This window comes from Nocardia sp. NPDC003345 (assembly GCF_053589395.1).
In genome coordinates, this window is the sequence record NZ_JBSFRU010000102.1 from 1 (window position 1) to 18,240 (window position 18,240).

An 18,240-nucleotide genomic window follows, 5' to 3' on the forward strand; every position below is an offset into this window, starting at 1 on the left:
TCAACCCGGCCGATGTTGAGCCAGGCCTTCTTGAAAATGGCCTCCCGCTCGAGTTCGAAGACCTCCGGTGAGATCGAATCCTCATACGACATCGGTTCGGTGCCGAGTTCCGAATAGTGTTGGGTCCAGCTTCCCTCAGGGGGTTTGGGCCAGCGCGCCATGGTGGTGCTCCTTGCGAATGGTTCGAGGTCGAGGATGAGACGGTTACTGGATCGGCTCGTCACCCAGCACCGTGGTCCGCAGCATTTCCCGCGGCGAGTCCTCCGGGTACGGGGCCGCCCGGTGGACAACGCCCCGGTTGTCCCAGATCACCGTGTCGCCCACCGACCAGGAGTGCCGGTAGACGAATTCGGGTGCGGTGCAGCGGGCGAGCAGATCGTCGAGCAGCGCACGGCCCGCCGCCCGGTCCATGCCCACCACGTGATCGGTCGAGGTGCCCAGGACCAGCGAACGACGTCCCGATCGGTGGCTCCAGATCAGCGGATGCTCACGGGTCGGCCACCGGCGCCAGTACTCGAGCTGCTGCGGCGTGGGATCGGCGGTCACCGGCCGCTGCGACGCCTCCAGCGAATGCAGCACCCGGACCCCTGTCAGACGCTCCTTCTCGTCATCACCCAGACGGTCGTAGGCGCGGTAGGTACTGGCGAATTCGGTTTCTCCGCCGCTGTCGGCGACGGCTTTCGCCGACAGCACGGTCGCCATCTGCGGATAGGCGTCCACTTTGGGGGTGCATCCGTCGATATGCCAATCGAAGGTGCCGCGCAGATAACTCGCCGACGAGTTCTTGGAGGTATCCAGGCTCACACGGTAGATACCGGTGACCGGATGGTGACCGGCCGAGGTATCGATCTCCCCGAGTGTGCGGCAGAACGCCACCTGCGCCTCGGGCTCCAGATGCAGGTTCCGGAACACCAGCACCCCGTTGGCTTCCAGCGCGTCCAGCACAGCCGCCGGTACGGACTCGTCGGATATCAGCCGGTCCGCATCCAGACCGATGATCTCCGCCCCTATTTCGTGATTCAGTTTCTCGACCGTCAGAGTCGTCATTGCTCACATCCTTCGGAACGACCAGCTGCCCGGAACCGGCAGCGGGCTCACGGCCACGGCTCGGCGACGCGAGTGATTTCGGCGTCCGCGCTGTCGACGGGCCTCGGTTGCAGGAAGATCTCGACCGCCATCGCGACCATGGACACCGAATAGATGAGCTGCAGAAGATGCAGTACCTCGTCGGGGAGATCGTCGAGCGGGAACTTGTCGCAATAGGTGATGGCTTCCTCCAGCCGTGGGAAGAAAGCGGAATAGAACGCCGTCAATTCCTCCATCGAACTGTTCATCCGGCGCTCCCAGCGCTCGGTCTCCGTTGCCAGGCACCAGATCGGCGCGAAGCGCTCGAATTCGGCGAAGGCCGGCGGCAGCAGTTTCTCGGCCATCGGTATCAGACCCCCACCCGCTCGCCGCGGTACGCGCCGACCCAATCGGCGACCACCTTGTGGAAATGGCGAACCAGGATCTCCTGGTCATTCACCGGATACTCGGTGATCCGGGCCGTCCTATAGGCGGATTCGAGCGCGGTCTGCGTCCCGGTCAGCATGCCCGCGTCCTGCAGGGCGAACTCCTTGAAAACGACCGAGGAGACCTCGTGCTCGATCCGCTCCCGAACGGTCCGAGCGGGCTGGTAACACAGGACCGCCTCGAATCGGTGGCTGTTGTACGAAGTGGGCCAATAGCGGTAGATCAGATACCAGCCGCGGTAGAACAGCAGCTCCAGGTTCGGGAAGATCTGGAAATTGTCGATTCCCCATGGTTCTACCCGGCCCGGATTGATTCCCGGTGGCAGTTCCCCGATATCCGGCGACTCCCACGGCCCCACCAACCCGCTGCGGGTGGCGCGCTCGATGGGATACATGAACTCCGGCGGCATCGTCCAGCGGCGGGCGCCGCCGGTGCTCACCACCCGGTGCGGGCCGTCGGTCTGGAAATGCGCGCATTCGAAACTCGGGTCGGGGTTGCGCACTTCGCCCGGCACCTGCTGCGAATGCAGGCCCGGCACGTGGTAGTACTCCTGGAACGCGTCCGCGAACAGTTTCCAGTTGCTCTGGTTCTCGGCGCTGAACTCGTACCATTCGGTCATCCGGTCGAAGGGATAGTCCTCCAGCGCGGTGACCATCGGCCCCAGGAATTCCCGCAAGGTCTGCGGCGGCTCCGGTGCGAGATTCACGAAGATGAAACCCGCCCACACTTCACAGTGCACCGGCGCGAGCCCGAACTCCTTCTTGTCCAGATCGAAGAACTCGCCCTCCTGCTGCACGAAGGTCAGCTCCCCGGCCAGGCCGTAACGCCATCCGTGATATTTGCAGGTGAACTGCCGGCAGATCCCGGACACCTCCGCACGGGGGACCTCGTTCCAGACCAGCTTGTTACCCCGGTGCCGGCAGACGTTGTAGAAGGCGCGTACCCGGCGGTCGTGATCGCGGACCAGCACGATCGAGGTCCGCGCGATCTCGATCTCCTTGGTGAAATAGCTGCCCACCCGAGGCAACTGCTCCACCCGGCCGATATTGAGCCAAGCACGCTCGAAGATCGCCTTCCGCTCGAGTTCGTAGAACTCGGGCGACACCGAATCCTCGAAGGAGACGGGGCCGGTGCCCAGCTCCGGATAGTGCTGGGTCCAGGTACCTTCCGCCGGCTTCGGCCATTTCGCCATGTCATTTCTCCCATTCGGGTTCGCCGGATATCGCCGGGGAGTCGGCGTCCGGATCGGGCTGTAGATCCACGCTGTTGAATACGAGCGCCAGGCACAGGTAGGACCCGACGACGAACAGGAACTCGAGCAGTCGGCGGGTGTCCAAGTACGCGGTCAAAGCGGCCCAGGTGGTGTCCGACACGCGGTACCGTTCCAGCAGTTCATCGGTCGCCGTGACCACCAGCCGATCCACATCCGGCCAGCGGGCGGTGTCACCGCAGGCGATCTCCTCGATCGTGACCTCGGTGATGCCCAGCTCGCGGGCCATCCGGGAGTGCTGGTTCCATTCGTAGGCCGATCGTGTCCGCCAGGCCACCCGCAGAATGGCCAGTTCACGCAGCCGCGGATCCAGTTCCGCGCGTTCGAGCAGCGACCCGTTGTAGGCCAGCCATGCCCCACCGAGCTCCGGATGATGACCGAAGATCCCCAGTACATTCGGGATCGGCGGAGCGTCGATGGCACCGGACAGATAGCGATCGGCGCGGCGCAGCCTGCCCCGCAACATCGCGCGGCCCTGTTCGGTCCAGTGCTCCGCGGCCAGCGGCGCGAGACGCGGTCCAGCGGCGGTCACAGTACCGACCCGCCGTTGACACCCAGCACCTGACCGGTGACGAACCGCGCCTCCTCCGAACACAAGTAAGCGCAGGCACCGGCGATATCGTCGCCGTCTCCCAGATATCCCACCGGAATGGCCCGCGCCATCGTCTCGCTGTCCGGAAGATGCCCGGCGGCTTGCGAATCCCTCGACATCGGTGTGTCGATCCCCGACGGCGGAATGGTGTTGACGGTGATCCCGCGGGTGGCGTATTCCCGGGCGAGCGCCTTCGTCATGGCGATCACGGCCCCTTTGGAAGCGGTGTAGTGGACCATCCGCGGCGAGCCCCGCTGGGCACTGGAGGACGAGATCGTGACGATCCGCCCCCACCCGGCGGCCACCATGTCCGGTATCACGGCCTGCACGCAATGGAAGGTGCCGGTGAGGTTCACGTCGATGACCCGGTTCCAGGATTCGAGCGAGATCTCGGTGAAATCCTCGAAGGCGAACATCCCGGCGCTGGTGACCAGCACTTCTATCGGGCCCCACTCCGCACGGACCTTGCGCAGCGCCTCCTCGACCCCCACCCGCTCGGTGACGTCCACCTCGCACGCCATCGCCGTACCTCCAGCAGCACGCAATTCCTCGGTGACGCGCTGGGCACCGGCCCCGTCACGGTCCAGAACGGCGACGCGATCTCCCTGAACGGCCAGCCTGCGACAGATCGACGAACCCATTCCGGAGGCTCCGCCCGTGACAACGGCGACCCGTGCCCGCGTCGGATCCACGTGCCGATCCCGTGTTGCCCGAGAGCTACTCATAACGAACCTCCTCGTACTCGACGACGACCCGAACCGATGTCTGCGCCGGCACGGTCTGGCACATCAGCACCCATCCGCCGGCCACCTCGGCCTCGGTCAGCGCGCTGTTCCGCCTCATCTCGCGCCTGTCCCCCGCGATCACTCGCGCCGTACACGCACCGCAATGCCCGGCCTCGCAGATCGCCGGGGGATTCAATCCCAGGTAGCGGGCCGATTCCAGGAGCGTCGCCCCGTTGCGATGCTCACCGCTGACCGTCTGCCGCCCGTAGCGAAATGTGATCGGAATTCCTGCGCCACTGCGCTCGTGAGGTTCGGTCTCGAACGAAGGAACCATGCCCGCTCCCTTCCGTACCGCCACGCCGCATCACCGGAGTCGACCTTAATCGAGTGATTAATTAATCGAGTGATTAAAGTTATACGGAGCGTTCGCGCCGGCTGTCAAGGCATCCGCATCGAGCACGACCACAGCCGCGATCCGGACCGGCGAGGGGGTGGCGACCACAGGGACACCTGCGTTTCTAAGATCGAAGAGCGGTGGCCGCCGGTCACAGAGCGCGTCGGATCACGTAAGGAGGTGCCATGTCCAAGAGTCGAGGCCCGGACGATCCGGTACCGGGCCGCGAAAGCCTCTCCACGAGGTCCGCCTTGCTCGACGCCGCCGAGCAGGTCATGCTCGAGGAGGGATACGCCGCGGTGAGCACCCGACGCCTCGCGGCCCGTGCCGGTGTGAACTCGGCACTCGTCTACTACTACTTCGGCAATATGGACAGTTTGTTCGTTGCCTTGTTCCGCCGCGGCGCCGAACGCAGCTACCAGCGCCTCGAGGAGGCGGCGCGGGCCGACCAGCCGCTCTGGGCGCTGTGGGAGGCGATCCACGACCAATCCCGGACCGTGCTCACCATGGAATTCGTCTCGCTGGCCACCCACCGGCCATCCATTCGCTCCGAAATAGCCCAATCGTCGAAACGATTTCGCGAACTCCAACTCGACGCCGTCACCCGGGCCCTGCGCGATCACGAAACCCCGAGATGGACTCCGATGACCCTGGTCATGCTCATGTCCAGCGTCTCACGCTTCCTGCGTATCGAAGAGGCATTCGACATCGACGCCGGACACGCCGAGATCACGGCCGTTATCGAGGAATTCCTGCTGGAGGCAGAAGGTCCACGGATCTGATTGTCCGGTTCGGGTACTCACGTATTCGCGGCGCGTTCAATTCCCGCAGCGACGCTAGAAACAATTCGTCCATCCGGGGACTGATCTGCGACAACGTAGCGGCGTCAGCATGTCCCGCCGAACCGAATACACGCTCGAGGGCGTCGGCATCGGTGGTCGCACCGAGGGACAGGCAGAGGCAGGCGATCCCGTCTCCACGCAGTTCGTCGAGTGCCTTGCGGACATCGGCTTCCGCATAACGGCCCTCGTAGCCGTGGTCGTAGGGCACACCATCGGAGAGAACGACGAGCAGCCGATACGGTGTTCCGGCCTCCTTTCCGAGGATGCTGCCCGCGCCGCGGATACCCGCGCCCAGCCGCGTGTATCCGGAGGGACTCAGTTGCTGCAGTCGCGCACGTTCGGCGGCACCGAAACGCTGCCCGAAAGTTTTGATCGCCGGCAGGTGCACGGCCCGCCGGCCCTCGGAACGGAATCCGTAGACTGCGACGCGGTCGCCCAGCTCTTCCAGCGCGGCCGCCAAGGTCGCGGCCGCCCGGCAGTGGTGCTCGTGCACGGCCAGCCCTTCCGGATCGGCGTCGGAGGTCGACCCCGAGGCATCCACCAGCACCAGGACGCCGAGATTCCGGTCGAGATTGCGTGTTTCCAGATAGACGTTCTCCGTGGGAGAGAATCCGGACCTGAGATCGATGAACAGGTCGATCGCCGCTTCGAGGTCCAGGTCGTCGCCCTCGGGCCGACGACGCCGGACCGTGGGCCCGAGACCGACCCGTGCCAGGCGACGGGCCAGCTCACCGTCGAATGCGACCGCGGCCGCCGAGAGATCTGCGCTCACCGTCAGCGGGAAGTCGAGCACCCGGCACCATTCGGGGCGATAGCGGTCGGCGTACACGTCCCATTCCGGATGGAGCGCACCGCCGACGCCGATCACCGCGCCGGGAGCGTCGTCGATGAATCGGATCCGGGTGGCCGGCGGTCGCGCGTTCCCTCCGCCGGCCCGTACCCGCCGGAAAGTCCGGGCCCGCAACTCCGCGCCGGTTTCCCCGGCATCGGGGCCCGGGGAACTCCCCACCAGTTTGCGCAGCAGTTCCCCGATCATCTGCGAGGTGAAGACGGGGCTGTCGAACAGCCGAAGAATGCGGCTACCACCCGCACCGTTCTCGCCGTCGTCCTCGTCCTCGTCGGCCCGGTCGAGCCGATCGGCCGATGCGAGCAGATCCGCGTCGGTGGCCGGCGCCGCCGGGCCGGCACCTGACTCCAACAGGCGTCCGGGCTGTATGACACCGAACCAATCCGGGGCGGCGGGAATCGGTTTCCGGCTTCTCGCGACGGCCAGTGATTCGCTCGCGCTGCGGGTGCTCGGGTTCCCGTACGGGCCGAACGCGGCGGTGACCGGAACCCGGCCGCTGATCGCCGCGAGCACCCTCCTACCTTCGAGCGCCAGGTAGCGGCGCGCCACCGCGGGTCGCGCCCGCAAACCTCGGATCAGGCGCCGGTCCAGGCCGCCCGCACCGAGTAGCGCACTCTGAACCACCACTTCGCCGCGCTGCTCGGCGAGCGGCCGACCCGCCGAGACGAACACGACTCTCCCGTCCGTATAGGCGGGTTCACCGGCCGGCGCCGTCGCCACCGCCACGGACCGGCCGGCCAGGTGGGTGGCCAGCAGCCGGAACCGTCCGGGGTCCGCCGGGTCCGTGGTGGTCATGACGGAGGCAGTACCGCGTCCGCGAGTTCACCCAGGGCACGGACGATCTCGGGATCATCGGACAGGGCCTGGACCACCGCGGTCCGGACCGCGGTGCGCAGGTTCAGCCCTTCGGCCACCAGGCATCCGGCGAGTACCAGCATCCGGGTCGAGGCCACTTCCCGCAGTGGAGTGCCGTCCAGGTTGCGGATGGCGTTGCCCAAGACGACAAGGTTGTTCGCGGTCGTCCGGTCCACTCCGGCCTCCCGGGCGACCACCTCTGTCTCCACCTCGGCGGGCGGGAAGCCGAGTTCGATCGCGATGAATCGCTGCCGGGTGGATTCCTTGATGTTCTTCAGCACGCTCTGGTATCCGGGGTTGTAGGAGACCACCAACTGGAATCCTGCCGCCGCCGGCAGCGAGGTGCCGAGGCGGTCGATCGGGAGTTCCCGGCGGTGGTCGGCGAGGGGATGGATCACCACCGTGGTGTCCTGGCGCGCTTCCACGATCTCGTCGAGGTAGCAGATACCGCCCGTGCGAACGGCGCGGGTCAGCGGTCCGTCGACCCACACCGTCTCGCCGCCCTCGAGCCGGAACCGGCCTACCAGATCCGCCGATGTCAGGTCCTCATGGCCTGCCACGGTGATCAGCTCGCGACCCAGTTCGTGTGCCATGGACTCGACGAATCGCGTTTTCCCGCAACCGGTAGGACCTTTCAGCAGCACCGGCAGCCCCCGGCGGGACGCCGCACGGAAGACCTCCGCCTCGTCCCCGACCGCCCGGTAGAACGGTGCCCGGGCGCCGGTGTGGTTCACGGCTGTGGTCGGCATATCAGTTCTCCCGCTCGAACGGCACGATCTCCGGAACCTCGACTCCGTCCGGCAGAACGAGTTCACCGTCGGTGTTTATGTAACCCGAGTGGTGCCGTGGCATCGGCAGGTCGGGATGGGGGCAGGGTTTGTCCGTCCCTTCACCGCATATACCTCCGGTGAAGTAGGAACGCTCCTGGATATCGGCGGGCCAGGGATCGGCCTGCTGGCCGAACCACTGCGCGGGAACGTTGTAGAAGACGAAGAAGATCGCGCTCACCGCGGCGAACACCGCCAGGAACCGGGTGAGCTGCTGCCGGGCGAATCCGCCACGGACCTGGTCGAGTCCCCGTTCCACGATCGTGCGGCCGCGGTCGTCGGTGAAGAAGCGCAGACACGCCAGACCCGCCTGAACCGCGCCCCACATCACGCCCTCGTAGATCGGCCACTGGTAGTAATGACCGGCATTGAACGACAGCGACCGGATGGCCCCCGGATAGGTGTAGAGCCCCAGCGGTAGCAGCATGCAGGCTTCCATGACGAAGTCGAGTACGAAGGTGAAAGCGAACGTGATTCCGATCAGGCGCAGATTGCTGATCGAGGGCCAGCGCGATTTGACCTTCCGCATGAACCAGCACACGCCGATCGTGATGAACAGCACGCCCCACGCGTAACCCGGAATATTCATCAGTAGCGGTTCGGCGACCTGCGCGCCCGGCTCTTCCTGCGACACCCACCCCGGAATATGGGGCGCCCAGGATCCCATATTGAACATCCAGGTGTTGTAGGTGCACCAGGTGTTGATGTAGTTCAGGAACGGGTCCTGGAAAAACATCAGGCCCATCGACACCAGCAGGATGCCGTCCAGAGTTATCCGGCGCTCGCGTCGCCACGGCCTGACGATCCACCAGTAGATGGCGAGGGGGAATCCGATGACGACGCCGGCCGTCCAGATGGTCAGGATCGTCTTCATGAGCATCGGCGGATCACTGGGCCCGGCGGGCACCCGTTCGAAGTAGGGCCCGGTGATCCATCTGATCCAGACGTATATCTGCAGCGCCAGGATCAGGCCGCCGAGCACCGCCCAGATGCGAACCGTATTGCCGGCGGGTTTCTGCCCCGCACCGAGCGCGACCGTATCGCCGAGCTTTTCGGTGACGGTGGGTGGATTCTGCTTCGACAGTTCACTCATGAAACTGTCTCCTTCTGCCTATGTGGTGCAGCGTTCGCGGACCGGGCCGGAGAGTTCGGCCGGTCGCGATGGGCTCGGAAATGCCGGAGCCGCACCGGAGGTACTACCCACAGGGGCAACACATCGGCCCGGCACCCGGCCAACCATCAAGATACCAGTGAGTATCTGCGAGTACGATCGGTTTCCAAGATTCATGTTAGGATCGCTCCCGTGGTTGAGCGTTGGACGAAAGAGCGGCGGCTCGAACGCACGCGTTCTCTCCTGCTGGACGCGGCGGAGGAGGTTTTCGCCGAAAAGGGCTTTGCCGCAGCCACTCTCGACGACATCGCGCACACCGCCGGCTATACGAAGGGGGCCATCTACAAGCACTTCGCGGCAAAGGAAGAGCTGTTCCTGGCGGTGAGCGACCGGTACTGGCGCCGCTATTTCGACAACTTCGCCGAAGTCCTGTCCGCCGTCACCGCGATCGGTCCCTCCGAACTGGACCAGGTGGCCAAGCGGTGGCGCCGGCTCAGCCGCGACCGGGGTGCCGAGCACGCCGCACTGGGCCACGAATTCACCCTGTACCTGATGCGCAACCCGGAAGCCCGGGAACGGGTCGCCGCCAAACGGCTGGAGGTGGCCGAAGAACTGGGGCGATTCGTGGCCGAGAATCTCGACCGCGTCGGTGGGAGTCTGCGCATCCCACCGCTCACTTTCGCCCATATCCTCATCGCCACCAGCGATTCGGTGATCCTGGGCAGCGAACTCGACGATCTCGACCTCTATCGGCCGATCCTGGAAATGTATCTGTCCGCGATCGAACTGCCCTGACGACCCCGTCGGCCCCGTATCCGTTTCGACCTGCGGGCCCGATGCGAGAGAAGGCGACAATGAACCAATCCATCCTGGTCACCGGTGCATTCGGCCAGGTCGGCAAGCGCGTCACCGAAATCCTGCTCTCCCGCGGCCGGAGGGTGGTGGCCACCGACCTGCGCACCGGCAACGCCACGGCCGCCGCCGAAGACCGCGCTACCGCCTGTCCGCCCGGCACATTGCGCACAATATTCGCCGATCTCCTCGACGACACCGCCGTGACCCGGCTCGTCGAGGAGCACCGGCCCGCGGCCATCGTCCATCTGGCCGCCATGTTCTCCCCCGCTTCCTACCGCAACCCCCGGCTGGCGCGGCGAATCAATGTCGGCGGTACCGAGAACCTGGTCCGCGCCGCCCGCGCCCTGCCCGATCCGCCGTTGATACTCTTCGCCTCCAGCGCCGCGGTATACGGCTCCCGCAATCCTCATCGGTACCCCGAACTCATCACCCCCGATACCCCGGTCGCGCCCGTCGACCAGTACGGCGAGGACAAAGTCCTGGCGGAGACCGCTATCGCCGACAGCGGCCTCCCGTACGCCCTGCTCCGGCTGGGCGGCGTCCTCTCCCCCGACACCACCGCGCAGATCAACCGTGACCACCTGGTACTCATCCGTGCCACCCCCGGCGACAACCGACTGCACGCGGTCGACGCCCGCGACGTAGCCCTGGCCTTCGCCAATGCCGTCGACCGTCGCGCCGATATCGACGGGAGAGTACTGCTGGTCGCCGGAAACGACACCTACCTGCACACTCACCGCGACGTCGAGGACGCCATGTTCGACGCCGTCGGCTTGGGCCGGCTCGGCCCCACAGCAAGCCTGCCCGGCGACCCCGCCGACGACGACGGCTGGGCCTTCACCGGCTGGTTCGACACCACCGAATCACGGACCCTGCTCGACTTCCAGCACCATGACTGGACCGATACGGTCGCCTGGGTCGCCGAAGCTCAACCTCGCTTCCGCCGCGCGGCCCTCCGCCTGACCGGCCCCGCCCTGCGCCCTCTCCTACGCACCGCACTGGCCGTTCAGCGACGCCTGGAACACCGCGGACCCTATGCCGACCCCTGGCCCCTCATCGCCGCGCACTACGGCCCGTCCGCCCTCGCCGGCGCCGGAAACACTCCTCGACACAGCGACCCCGCCGCCGGTACGCCGTGACCGTCCGGTGGTTCGTCCTCGATGAGCACAGAGGAGCCCTGAATCAGGGTCCCGTTCCCGACAGTTTCTCCCCGCGGGTTCTGGCGTCGGGCGCGGATACCGGAACCGGAGTCCGGAAATGGCCGCGGCGGCCGGGGATACGTGCGACCACCGGTCCCAGTCCCCGCCGTACGAGACTGATCACCCCGTAGGGCAGCACGAAGATGAACAGGATCAGCGCCACACCGTAGGTGATTCCGGCGGCCGACTGGTTGATATCGGCGGTCCACTGCGGGACGTACACGACGAAGAAGGCGCCGAACACCACCCCGGGCACCGTGCCGAGTCCACCGACGACGATCATGGTGATGAAGGCGATCGCGAGCGGCAGCCCGAAGGCTTCCGGGCCCACGTACTGGACGACGAAGCTGTAGAGCACACCGCCGACCCCGGCGAGCGCGGCACTGAACGCGAAGATCGTGGTCTTGGTCCGGGTCGCCGGGACACCGAGGGTGGTGGCGACGGCTTCGTAGTCCCGGATCGCGATGAGCGAGCGCCCGATCCGGCCGGTGGCGAGGCGGCGTACCACCAGGTACGCGACCAGTGCCACGACCAGGCACAGATAGTAGACCCACTGGTCGCGGGCCAGTCCGGTGAACCCGGGTGCCTCGGCACCGAAGATATTGATACCCGCCTGCCCGTCGGTGACGTGTTCGAACCGTTTGATGACCGCGGGCGTCACCAGCGCGAGTCCCAGGGTGGCGAGCGCCAGCTGGAGTCCGTGCAACCGCAGCGCCGGTAGCCCGAACAGATAGCCCACGACATAACCGACCGCGAACGCGATCGGGATCAGCAGCAGATACGGCACCCCGTGGTTCTCCACCAGCACGGCGCTCAGGTACGCGCCGAGCGCGAAGAAGAATCCGTGGCCCAGCGAGATCTGGCCGGTGTTGCCGGTCAACAGGTTCAGTCCGAGCCCGACGACGATGTACACCAGCACCATCGAGCGGTCGAAGTTCACATATGGCGCGGATACCAGCGGCGCCACCGCGGCGACGACCACCACCAGGATCAACGTGGCGCGCGACAGCCACACCGGTGCGTCGAGTTCGGCGCGGGGGCGGCGGAGTAGTTCGAAGATCCTCATACCCGTACCACCTTCCGGGCGCCGAACAACCCTTCCGGCTTCAGCAGGAGCACACCGAGAATGAGGACGAGTGCGACCGCCTGCTTGAAATCGTGGCCGATCCAGGAGATATAGGTACCGGCGAGGTTCTCGGCCACTCCCACGCACAGGCCGCCGACAATCGCGCCGACCGGGCTGTCGAGCCCGCTCAGGACCGCGGCCGCGAATGCGTAGATCAGCGACGCCACCAGCATATTCGGCTGCAGGAACAGCTGCGGCGCGGCCAGGGACGCGGCGAGCGCGCCGATGGCGGCGGCCAGCCCCCAGCCGATCATCAACATCCGGCCGACCGGCACGCCGATCAATTGCGCGGAGTCCGGGTTACCGGCTGCCGCCCGCATCGCCAGCCCCACCCGTGTCCGCTGGAACAGCACGAACAGCAGTGCGGCGACCACCACGACCGCGCCCACGATCACCACGGACTGCCGGGACATCACGACCGGGCCCAGCGTGATCACCGGCCCCGACACCATCGCCGGGAACTCCCTGCTCTGCACTCCCCAGATCCAGCCGGCGGCACTGTTGAGCACGAGCATCAGACCGAGCGTGATGATGACGAGCGGCATATGGTCGCGCGATCCGGCGAGCGGCCGGATCAGCACCCGCTCGGTAGCGGCACCGGCGAGGAACGCCACCACCATGGCACCCAGGATCGCGAGGTACAGCGGGGCACCCCACTGGTGGAACTGCCACGCGAAGAACGCCGAGAACATCGCCATCTCACCCTGGGCGAAATTGACGATCCCGGACGCCCGGTAGACCAGGACGATGCTGAGCGCGAACGCGGCGTACAGCGCGCCCCACGTCAGCCCGTCCACCACTTGTTGCGCAAAGACTTGCATGAACAGATCTCCTGTGCTCAATAGCCGAGGTAGGCGCGCCGCACCGATTCGTCGCGCGCGAGGCTGTCCGCGGGACGCTGGGCCACGACGCGACCGGCGTCGACGAGTACCGCCGATGTGCCGATGTCGAGCGCGAGATGGGCGTTCTGCTCGACGACGAGAATCGTGGTGCCGGTGTCCTCGTTGATCCGGGCGAGCGCCCGGAACACGTCCTGGGTGATGCGGGGCGCCAGTCCGAGCGAGGGTTCGTCGAGCAGCAGCAGTCGCGGTCCGGCCACCAGCGCCCGGGCGATGGCGAGCATCTGCTGTTCACCCCCGCTGAGCCCGGCCGCGGGCCGGCGTCGCCGCTCCCGTAGCCGCGGGAAGAATTCGTACCACCGCTCGATTGCCCGGTCGGTGACGGCGGTGGACGTCGTGTATCCGCCGATCCGCAGGTTCTCCTCGACCGTCAGATCGCCGAATGTGCCGCGTCCCTGCGGCACGTGCGCGATACCGAGGCGGGCTATCCGGTCCGTGCGCAGTCCGGAGATATCGCGCCCGTCGAACACGATCCGCCCGCTGGTGTGCACCATCGCGCAGATCGATCGCAGGATGGTGGTCTTCCCGGCCCCGTTCGCGCCGAGCACCACCGTCACCTCACCGGCGGGTACCGCGAAGTCGATGCCGTGCAGCACTTCCGCGCTGCCGTAGCGGGCGTGCAGCCCCTCGACGTCGAGCAGGTTCACGCCGCACCTCCCAGGTACGCTTCGACGACCTCGGGATGCGCCGCCACCTCGGCGGGTTCGCCCTCGGTGACCTTCTGACCGAAGTTGAGCACCACCACCCGGTCCGAGATCGACATCACCATGGCCATGTGGTGCTCGACGAGCAGCACCGAGAATCCCCGTTCGTCGCATAGGGCGCGAACGGTGGCGGCGAGCTCGAGCACCTCCTCGTGGATGAGCCCGTTCGCCGGTTCGTCGAGCATGAGCAGCCGCGGTTGCTGCATCAGCGCCCGGGCGAGTTCGATCCGCTTGAGGGTGCCGTAGGGCAGGTTGCCCGCCGGCTCCGATCCCATATGCGCGAGCTGCATCGAATCGAGCAGCGACCACGCCTGTTCGCGTTCCCGACGCTCCTCCCGCCCGGTCGGCGGTAGTCCGAGGGCGGTGCGGACGAACCCGGCCCGGGTGCGGGAGTACGCACCGGTGAGCACGTTCTCCACCACCGACATGGTGGGGAACAGCCCGATGTTCTGGAAGGTGCGCGCGATCCCGGCCTCCGCGATCCCGGCCGCGGGCAGAGCCAGCAGATCGGTGTCGCCGAAGGTGATACGGCCCGAATCCGGTTGATAGAGACGGCTGATGCAGTTGAACAGTGTCGTCTTGCCCGCACCGTTGGGGCCGATGAGCCCGACGATGCGGCCGGGTTCGATCGTGAACGAGGGCCCGTCGAGTGCGACGACGCCCCCGAAGCGCAGGCGCACCTCCTCGACGCGCAGTGCGGGTACCGCCCCGGCGGCAGCTGCGTCCGGCACGGTCGTCATCCCTCGGTACCGCGCGTGACCACGGCGTCGTAGTGCCAGCTGCCGTCGCGGAACGTCATCGGCGCCATGGAGGTGATCACGTACGGGTAGTCCGGCGTGGTGTCGAAGGCGACGCCTTCGATGGACAGGTCGGTGGTCACGCCCCGCATGTTCCCGACGGCGTCGAGGAGGTCGGCGCGGGTGCAGCCCTTCATTTGTTCGAGGGCGGTCACGAGCAGTTGCGCGGTGTTGTAGCCGGTGGCCGCGATGGTGTCGGTGGTTTTCACCTTGCTCGCGTTGCGCTCGGCGAAGGCCCGCCAGTTCTGTACACCCGGATGGGTGTCGTGCTCGGTGCTGCTGACGTCGTAGATCCAGTAGAAGGAGTGAATCCCTTCCGCGGCACCGGGTCCGGCCGGCGCGAGCACGAAGTTCGTGTCGGTGGCGCCCGAGTAGATGTAGGTATCGGGCTTCCAGCTCAGCTCGTTCGCCTTCTTCAGCGACTGGGTCACGAAGCTCGCGGTCGCGAAGTTGACGAATACGTCGGCGCCCGAATTGGCGAGGTTGACGATCTGCGAGTCCACCGACGGCGTCGTCTGCTCGTACGACTGCTCGGCGACGATCCGCGTCCCACTGCCCTCGAGTGCGGACTTCAGCGCGTCGCGGCTCCCGACGCCGAGGCTGTCGTTGGGGTAGAGCACCGCGATCTTCGCCTGCGGATGGTCGCGCCGGATCTGCCGGGCTCGTTCCGATACCTCCCATCCGGTCTGCGGATTCACCGCTCCGGCGACGACGGGACGCTTGTCGTGTGTCGCGAGGAGTTCGTCGGTGCCGGTCATCGGGAACACCAGCGGCACGTTCTTCTGGGTCAGGTAGTCGACGACGGCCAGGGTCGAGGCGGTTCCGATCAGGTTCTGGATGGCGAACACCTGGTCCTGCTCGACCAGCGACCGCACATTGCCGACGGTGCGCGCGGGGTCGTAGCCGTCGTCCATCGCGGTGTACACGATCTTGCGGGATTTGCCGTCACCCATCGCGACTCCACCCGCGGCATTGATCTCGTCGAACAGTGCGGTCGCCGCGGTGGCCTGTGCACCGGCGACGGATTGCATGAGGCTGGTACCGAACCTGATCTCGGTATCGGTGATGCCGGGATCGCAATCACCCGACACGGTCGCGGTGTCGCGACCCGCGCAGGCGGTGAGGGCGGCGGTGGCGCACAGGGCTGTCAGGCCAACGGCGAGAGTACGTTTCATGGTCGCTCCCAGGGTGTGTGGAGATGCGGAGGGCAGGGGAAGGTCGCCGCCTCGCGGGCGGCTGATCGAAGGATCTGGGCGGGTCGGGTGAGGCGAGCGCTTCAGCGGAGCGCGATCCGGGCCGGGGTTCCGGACGCGCCGCGTTCCGTGCTGTGGCCGGGCGTCGTCCGGCCGCGCGCGGCCGCGGTGCTCATCGGATCGCGAACGAACCGATCCGGCCTACAACGGGCTGTGGGTCATGGCGGTCGAGGGGTGCGGCCGGGGCGTTGACCTGTCCGGCCCGGATCCGGGATGCAGTGGTCGCCGTTCCCTCCGGCCTGCCCGCTGCCGCGCTCCCCCGGCCGACCCGATCGCCCGCTCGCCGACCCGACTCGCCGATGTCGGTTACGGATGCGGTCATGCTGCCTCCTCGGCACTTCTCATCTGACGTGACAGTCATGTCAACTTGAGGAAGTGTGACCGGTAACACGAGAACTGTCAACAGGACAAAATGGACAGGTGCGGGCGCACGACCGTCCGGGTTGCGGCGATGAGGTTGTTGATCAGCGGTTTCGCGGCGTGAACAACTCGCGCGGAGCGAGCCGGACAGCTCCCGGGTCCCCCGGCCGGCGGCGTTCCCTGTCCTCGGCACTCACCTCAACGACAGGCCGGAACGCCCCCAGTGTCCCTCCGGTACGCGATCGAGATGATGAGAACTACGTCCGAGCGCAGGCCGCTGCGGTCCCGGGGCACCGGCGATTCGGTCCGCCGACACTTCGCTGCGAAACCGTGCACTACTCGGGTATTCCGAGTCCTTCGGCGAGGAGCGGCCAAGACCGGTAGAACGCATCGCGCCAGTAACCCCAGGAGTGCGTGCCCGACGGCGCGTAGTCGAGGTGGCGGGGATCCGGAGTTGGTCGAGCCGGTCCTGAAGGTTGCGGGTGCACCAACCGGTAGCGGCCTCGATGACGCCGCCAACCAAGAGCTGATTGGCCAGGCCCTGAGGACCCGGCAGCGCGTAGTCGCCGTCGACGGTGTCCCATTGCCCGGGCAGTCCGTTGCCGGTCGAGACGAACAGCCTCGTACCGCGCAGCGCCTCGGCGTTCACCACCGGATCGTTGGCGACCCAGGCCGGATCATCGTCTTCGCCGTACATATTGCGGACATCGCCGCCACCGTAGAGTTCGACGACCAGCTTGGTGAACTGCCGACCGACGGGATCCGCGATCTGCGCGCATCCGCTGTACCCCGCCACGCTCCGGTAGAAGCCCGGCGCGGCCTCGGCCATCTGCAGAATCGCGGTGGCGGTCATCGAATTGGCCGCGATGGCGTTGATCCCATTGGTACCCAGCGCTCCATCGACCAGCGGCGGCAGCTCCTCCAGGAAGAAAGTGCGCCATTTGTTGCGGCCGAGCACCGGATCGTCGCGTTTCCAATCGGTGTAGTAGGCGTACGCGCCACCCACCGGCATCACCACATTGACGTCCTTGGTGGCCAGGAAATCGCCGACATCGGTATTGGCCCACCAGGTCGCCGCGTCGGTACCCCCGCCCGCGCCGTTGACGAGGTAGAGCACCGGCCGGGGCTGTGAGGCGTCGCGGGGGCGCTGCACCCGGACGGTGATGTTCTCGTCCATCGCCGCGGAGTGGACCAGCATGGTCAGGCTGCGGCCGTCGACTCTGCTCGCGACAATTCGCGAGCCGTTCGGCGAGACCGGATCGGCGAGTAGCTTTCCGGAGTCGGCGATCGGATCGCCGCTGTCGGCAGCACCGTTGCCGGCACCGAACACTGTGACGGATGCGGCGAACAGCGCGGCGGCAACGGCGACGAGCAGCGCGGGTCTGGTACGTCGGCGCCTCATATCGACCCCCCCAGATCTCGACCCACGCCAGACGGCGCGTCGGTCGTGCCTGGAAATCTACCCGATGCCCCTGTGGGGCAGCCATTTCAGACCGTGGGTTCCACGGTCGGGACGTACCGAGACCTTCCGGGACCGCGTAGACGCACGCGTATGGAGTCGAGACTGTGAATGCTGTATGCCGTGCACGGTCTCCGGTTGACTTCCGGTCATGAACACAGGTTCCTTCGCGGTTCTGGTCTCCCTCACGGCTCTGGCAAGCGCCGGTGTCGGCGGAATGAACTACGCGTTCTCCACTTCTGTCATGCACGGTCTGGACCGCACCGGCCCGGTCGATGCCATCACCGCGATGCGCGGTATCAACGCCCAAGCGAACACCAGCCCGGCATTCCTGCTGGGGTACTTCAGCGCGACCCTCCTGGCGCTCGTGGTCGGCGTGATGGCGGTGATGCGACTGAATCAGCCCGGCACCTGGTGGGTCTTGGCCGGCGTGATCTTCGTACTACTCGGTGCCGTCATCACGATGGCTTTCAACGTTCCCCTCAACAACCACCTGGACACCGTGAACCCCGATGGCCTGTCGGTGGCCGATGCCGCACGCGAATGGCAGGCGTTCCTGTCGACTTGGACAGCATGGAACCACGCGCGCACGGTCACCAGTATCGTCGGTGCC

Annotated in this window: 18 protein-coding genes and 2 pseudogenes; 4 read left to right on the top strand and 16 right to left on the bottom strand. The window is 66.5% G+C overall.

Annotated features, from left to right (window positions below; translation table 11 throughout):
- From ACWDU1_RS14010 to ACWDU1_RS14040, 7 genes and pseudogenes are all read right to left on the bottom strand, one after another.
- Positions 1–161, bottom strand: a pseudogene (locus ACWDU1_RS14010) (aromatic ring-hydroxylating dioxygenase subunit alpha); the annotation flags it as partial.
- 43 nt (positions 162–204) lie between these two features.
- Entirely contained in the window at positions 205–1,047 is an 843-nt protein-coding gene (locus ACWDU1_RS14015) for a TauD/TfdA dioxygenase family protein (RefSeq protein WP_449998567.1), read from the bottom strand.
- Between the two features lie 47 nt (positions 1,048–1,094).
- Complete coding sequence (locus tag ACWDU1_RS14020; RefSeq protein WP_449998569.1) at positions 1,095–1,430, bottom strand: hypothetical protein; 336 nt, start codon at positions 1,428–1,430, stop codon at positions 1,095–1,097.
- Positions 1,431–1,435: 5 nt separating this feature from the next.
- On the bottom strand, positions 1,436–2,704 hold the full coding sequence (locus ACWDU1_RS14025; RefSeq protein WP_449998571.1) for an aromatic ring-hydroxylating oxygenase subunit alpha: 1,269 nt from the start codon (positions 2,702–2,704) through the stop codon (positions 1,436–1,438).
- A gap of 1 nt (position 2,705) precedes the next feature.
- Positions 2,706–3,314: a carboxymuconolactone decarboxylase family protein gene (locus tag ACWDU1_RS14030; protein WP_449998573.1), complete on the bottom strand. Its 609-nt coding sequence runs from the start codon at positions 3,312–3,314 to the stop codon at positions 2,706–2,708.
- A complete protein-coding gene (locus ACWDU1_RS14035) occupies positions 3,311–4,099 on the bottom strand; it encodes an SDR family NAD(P)-dependent oxidoreductase (RefSeq protein ID WP_449998574.1) in 789 nt (262 codons plus the stop codon). Before ACWDU1_RS14035 ends, ACWDU1_RS14030 begins: the two co-directional genes overlap by 4 nt.
- The gene (locus tag ACWDU1_RS14040; RefSeq protein ID WP_449998576.1) at positions 4,092–4,433 is read right to left on the bottom strand and encodes a 2Fe-2S iron-sulfur cluster-binding protein; all 342 of its coding nucleotides are present in this window, start codon (positions 4,431–4,433) and stop codon (positions 4,092–4,094) included. Before ACWDU1_RS14040 ends, ACWDU1_RS14035 begins: the two co-directional genes overlap by 8 nt.
- Positions 4,434–4,678: 245 nt before the next feature.
- Here ACWDU1_RS14040 and ACWDU1_RS14045 point away from each other — a divergent pair, with 245 nt between their 5' ends.
- A complete protein-coding gene (locus ACWDU1_RS14045; protein WP_449998578.1) occupies positions 4,679–5,275 on the top strand; it encodes a TetR/AcrR family transcriptional regulator in 597 nt (198 codons plus the stop codon).
- Here the strand turns inward: ACWDU1_RS14045 and ACWDU1_RS14050 are convergent.
- The 3 genes from ACWDU1_RS14050 to ACWDU1_RS14060 are packed head-to-tail and all read right to left on the bottom strand — an operon-like array spanning position 5,232 to position 8,957.
- Positions 5,232–6,977 carry a VWA domain-containing protein gene (locus tag ACWDU1_RS14050; protein ID WP_449998580.1) on the bottom strand — a complete coding sequence of 582 codons (1,746 nt, stop codon included), beginning with the start codon at positions 6,975–6,977 and terminating at the stop codon, positions 5,232–5,234. The two genes, ACWDU1_RS14045 and ACWDU1_RS14050, sit on opposite strands and share 44 nt — an antisense overlap.
- On the bottom strand, positions 6,974–7,786 hold the full coding sequence (locus ACWDU1_RS14055; RefSeq protein ID WP_449998581.1) for an AAA family ATPase: 813 nt from the start codon (positions 7,784–7,786) through the stop codon (positions 6,974–6,976). Before ACWDU1_RS14055 ends, ACWDU1_RS14050 begins: the two co-directional genes overlap by 4 nt.
- Before the next feature lies 1 nt (position 7,787).
- Positions 7,788–8,957: a spirocyclase AveC family protein gene (locus ACWDU1_RS14060; RefSeq protein WP_449998582.1), complete on the bottom strand. Its 1,170-nt coding sequence runs from the start codon at positions 8,955–8,957 to the stop codon at positions 7,788–7,790.
- Between the two features lie 210 nt (positions 8,958–9,167).
- On the opposite strand from ACWDU1_RS14060, the gene ACWDU1_RS14065 reads away from it, so the two are divergent.
- Both ACWDU1_RS14065 and ACWDU1_RS14070 read left to right on the top strand, forming a co-directional pair.
- Positions 9,168–9,770 carry a TetR/AcrR family transcriptional regulator gene (locus ACWDU1_RS14065; RefSeq protein ID WP_449998584.1) on the top strand — a complete coding sequence of 201 codons (603 nt, stop codon included), beginning with the start codon at positions 9,168–9,170 and terminating at the stop codon, positions 9,768–9,770.
- A 59-nt stretch (positions 9,771–9,829) separates the two neighbouring features.
- Complete coding sequence (locus ACWDU1_RS14070) at positions 9,830–10,969, top strand: NAD-dependent epimerase/dehydratase family protein (protein WP_449998585.1); 1,140 nt, start codon at positions 9,830–9,832, stop codon at positions 10,967–10,969.
- A gap of 43 nt (positions 10,970–11,012) precedes the next feature.
- Here the strand turns inward: ACWDU1_RS14070 and ACWDU1_RS14075 are convergent, their stop codons facing one another.
- The 6 genes and pseudogenes from ACWDU1_RS14075 to ACWDU1_RS14100 all read right to left on the bottom strand — a co-directional run bounded on the left by ACWDU1_RS14075 (position 11,013) and on the right by ACWDU1_RS14100 (position 17,570).
- A complete protein-coding gene (locus ACWDU1_RS14075; RefSeq protein ID WP_449998586.1) occupies positions 11,013–12,095 on the bottom strand; it encodes a branched-chain amino acid ABC transporter permease in 1,083 nt (360 codons plus the stop codon).
- Positions 12,092–12,976, bottom strand: coding sequence for a branched-chain amino acid ABC transporter permease (locus ACWDU1_RS14080; RefSeq protein ID WP_449998587.1), 885 nt, complete (start codon positions 12,974–12,976; stop codon positions 12,092–12,094). Before ACWDU1_RS14080 ends, ACWDU1_RS14075 begins: the two co-directional genes overlap by 4 nt.
- 17 nt (positions 12,977–12,993) lie before the next feature.
- Positions 12,994–13,701: an ABC transporter ATP-binding protein gene (locus tag ACWDU1_RS14085; protein WP_449998588.1), complete on the bottom strand. Its 708-nt coding sequence runs from the start codon at positions 13,699–13,701 to the stop codon at positions 12,994–12,996.
- Entirely contained in the window at positions 13,698–14,498 is an 801-nt protein-coding gene (locus ACWDU1_RS14090; protein WP_449998590.1) for an ABC transporter ATP-binding protein, read from the bottom strand. The genes ACWDU1_RS14085 and ACWDU1_RS14090 overlap by 4 nt, the downstream gene beginning before the upstream one ends.
- Positions 14,495–15,730 (bottom strand): ABC transporter substrate-binding protein, encoded by a 1,236-nt coding sequence (locus tag ACWDU1_RS14095; RefSeq protein ID WP_449998591.1) that lies wholly within the window; start codon positions 15,728–15,730, stop codon positions 14,495–14,497. Before ACWDU1_RS14095 ends, ACWDU1_RS14090 begins: the two co-directional genes overlap by 4 nt.
- A gap of 773 nt (positions 15,731–16,503) precedes the next feature.
- Positions 16,504–17,570: pseudogene (locus ACWDU1_RS14100) on the bottom strand (alpha/beta hydrolase).
- A gap of 208 nt (positions 17,571–17,778) precedes the next feature.
- Between ACWDU1_RS14100 and ACWDU1_RS14105 the strand changes: the two are divergent.
- Positions 17,779–18,240, top strand: a 462-nt coding sequence (locus tag ACWDU1_RS14105) for an anthrone oxygenase family protein (protein WP_449998592.1), incomplete at its 3' end; no start/stop codon positions are given.